The sequence below is a fragment of the Roseomonas sp. SRI_022 genome, from assembly GCF_057586215.1.
Map to the genome: position 1 here is coordinate 1 of NZ_JBYCZL010000060.1, position 2,659 is coordinate 2,659.

3 protein-coding genes are annotated in these 2,659 nt (G+C 69.4%); all 3 read left to right on the forward strand.

All coding sequences use genetic code 11. The features are described 5' to 3' along the window. A partial coding sequence (rfbB, locus tag AC2YHJ_RS27815) for a dTDP-glucose 4,6-dehydratase (RefSeq protein WP_487399440.1) occupies nucleotides 1–1,047 on the forward strand: 1,047 nt, incomplete at its 5' end. A 154-nt stretch (nucleotides 1,048–1,201) separates the two neighbouring features. After that, nucleotides 1,202–2,083: a glucose-1-phosphate thymidylyltransferase RfbA gene (gene rfbA, locus AC2YHJ_RS27820; RefSeq protein ID WP_487399441.1), complete on the forward strand. Its 882-nt coding sequence runs from the start codon at nucleotides 1,202–1,204 to the stop codon at nucleotides 2,081–2,083. After that, nucleotides 2,080–2,640: a dTDP-4-dehydrorhamnose 3,5-epimerase gene (gene rfbC / locus AC2YHJ_RS27825; protein ID WP_487399442.1), complete on the forward strand. Its 561-nt coding sequence runs from the start codon at nucleotides 2,080–2,082 to the stop codon at nucleotides 2,638–2,640. Before rfbA ends, rfbC begins: the two co-directional genes overlap by 4 nt. The last annotated feature ends 19 nt before the right edge of the window (nucleotides 2,641–2,659 follow it).

Consider the following 2,659-nt stretch of genomic DNA (forward strand, 5'->3'; position numbering starts at 1 on the left):
ACCGGTGGCCTAGGTTTCATTGGTTCGGCCGTGATGCGGCGGCTGTTCGTCACGACCGATGAGGTGGTGGTGAATGTCGACCGCATGACCTATGCGGCGAGCCCGGAGAGCCTCGGCGAATGGCAGCGCCACCCGCGCCATGTCCATGTGAACGCCGACATCTGCGACATCGGCGCGATGCGCGCGGCCTTCGCCACGCACCGGCCGTCCCGCGTCATGCACCTCGCCGCCGAATCCCATGTCGACCGCTCCATCGACGGCCCCGCCGAGTTCATCCGCACCAATGTCGTCGGCACCCAGGTGCTGCTCGAGGCGGCGCGGGAATACTGGGCGTCGCTGGACGGCGCGGCGAAGGCCGATTTCCGCTTCCACCACGTCTCGACCGATGAGGTGTTCGGCTCGATCGAAAGCCGCGACGAACCGCCCTTCGACGAGCACACTCGCTACGACCCGCGCAGCCCCTATTCGGCGTCCAAGGCGGCGTCCGACCACCTGGTGCGCGCCTGGCAGCACACCTACGGCATGCCGAACTTCGTCTCCAACACCACGAACAACTACGGCCCCTGGCAGTTCCCCGAAAAGCTGATCCCGCTGGTCACGCTCAACGCGCTCGAGGGTCGCACCCTGCCCGTCTATGGCGACGGGTCGAACATCCGCGACTGGATCCATGTCGAGGACCATGCCGAGGCGCTGGTCCTCGCCCTGTTCCGCGGCGTCCCCGGCGCGACCTACTGCCTCGGGCCGCGGCAGGAACGGAGCAACCTCGAGGTGGTGCGCGCAATCTGCGCGACGCTCGACCGACTGCGCCCGGACCCGGCGGGACCGCGCGAGCGGCTGATCAGCTTCGTGAAGGACCGCCCCGGCCACGATTTCCGCTACGCGATGGACCCCTCCGCCGCCGAGGCCGCGCTGGGCTGGCGGGCGAAGTACGACTTCGAGGCCGGGCTGGCGCAGACCATCGCCTGGTATCTCGACAACGAGGCCTGGTGGCGCCCGATCCGGGACAAACGCTATGCCGGGCAGCGCCTTGGCGGAGCGAAGGCATGACCAAGGCCACCGCGCCTGGCCCGGGGCGCAGCCTCGGGCCACGAGCGCACGGCGCGACCGCGCCCGGACCAACAACCGCCCCCGGCACGACAGCGCAGGGCGCGAAGGCAAGGACCGCGGATGCGGTCCGCCCGCCGTCTGAGGGACAAGCACAATGAAGGGCATACTGTTGGCAGGGGGATCCGGCACGCGGCTGCATCCGATGACGCTCGCGGCGTCGAAGCAGCTGCTGCCGGTCTACGACAAGCCGATGGTCTACTACCCGCTGGGCACGCTGATGCTCGCGGGTATCCGCGACATCCTGCTGATCTCGACCCCGGCCGACCTGCCCTCCTTCCGCCGGCTGCTCGGCGATGGCAGCCAGTTCGGCATCACCATCACCTATGCCGAGCAGGCCAGGCCCGAAGGCATCGCCCAGGCCTTCCACATCGGTGCCGAATGGATCGGCGGGCAGCCCTGCGCGCTGGCACTCGGCGACAACATCATCTACGGCGACGGGCTGTCGGCGCAGTTGCAGGCCTCCGCCCGGCGCGCGGAGGCGGGAGAAGCGACGATCTTCGGCTACCGCGTCGCCGACCCCGAACGCTATGGCGTCGCGGAGTTCGACGCGTCGGGCCGGGTGCTGTCGATCGAGGAGAAGCCGCTCCAGCCGAAATCCGACTGGGCGGTGATCGGGCTGTATTTCTACGATGCGCGGGTGACGCAACTGGCGCGCGACCTCGCGCCGTCCGCGCGCGGGGAGCTTGAGATCACCGACCTCAACAGGGTCTATCTCGACCGCGACGCGCTGCGCGCGGAACAGCTCGGTCGTGGCTGCGCCTGGCTCGATGCCGGCACGCCGGGCTCGCTGCTGCAGGCGGCGCTGTTCGTGCAGACGGTGCAGGACCGCCAGGGGCTGCAGGTCGGCTGTCCCGAGGAGATCGCCTTTCGCATGGGCTTCATCGACGCCGCCGCACTCACACGCCAGGCCACCGCTCTCGGAAAGACCGCCTACGGCGCCTATCTGCGCGACCTCGCAGGGGGCAGGCTCGCGTGAAGGTCGAACGCCTGGCCATCCCCGATGTGCTGTTGATCGAACCCGCCCGCCACGGCGATGCCCGCGGCTTCTTCAGCGAGGTCTGGTCGCGCCGCGCGCTCGCCGCCCATGGCGTCGACCCGGACTTCGTGCAGGACAACCACGCCGCCTCGGCGCCGCGCTTCGTGCTGCGCGGGCTGCATTTCCAGCGCCCGCCCTCGGCGCAGGGCAAGCTGATCCGCGTGCCGCGCGGCGCCATCCTCGACGTCGCAGTCGATATCCGCGAAGGCTCGCCAACTTATGGACAGCACGTCTCGGAAGTGCTGAGCGCCGAGAACTGGCGGCAGATGTGGGTGCCGCGCGGCTTCGCTCATGGCTACTGCACGCTCGAACCCGACACCGAGGTGCAATACAAGACCGACGCCTACTATGACCGCGAGGCCGATGCCGGCATCGCCTGGGACGACCCGGCGCTTGGCATCGCCTGGCCGGTCGCCTCGCCGATCCTGTCGGAGAAGGATCGCTCCGCGCCACGGCTCGCCGAGATCACGCCGCCCTTTCCGTCGGGCAGCTGGTGATGCGGCGCATCCTGGTCAC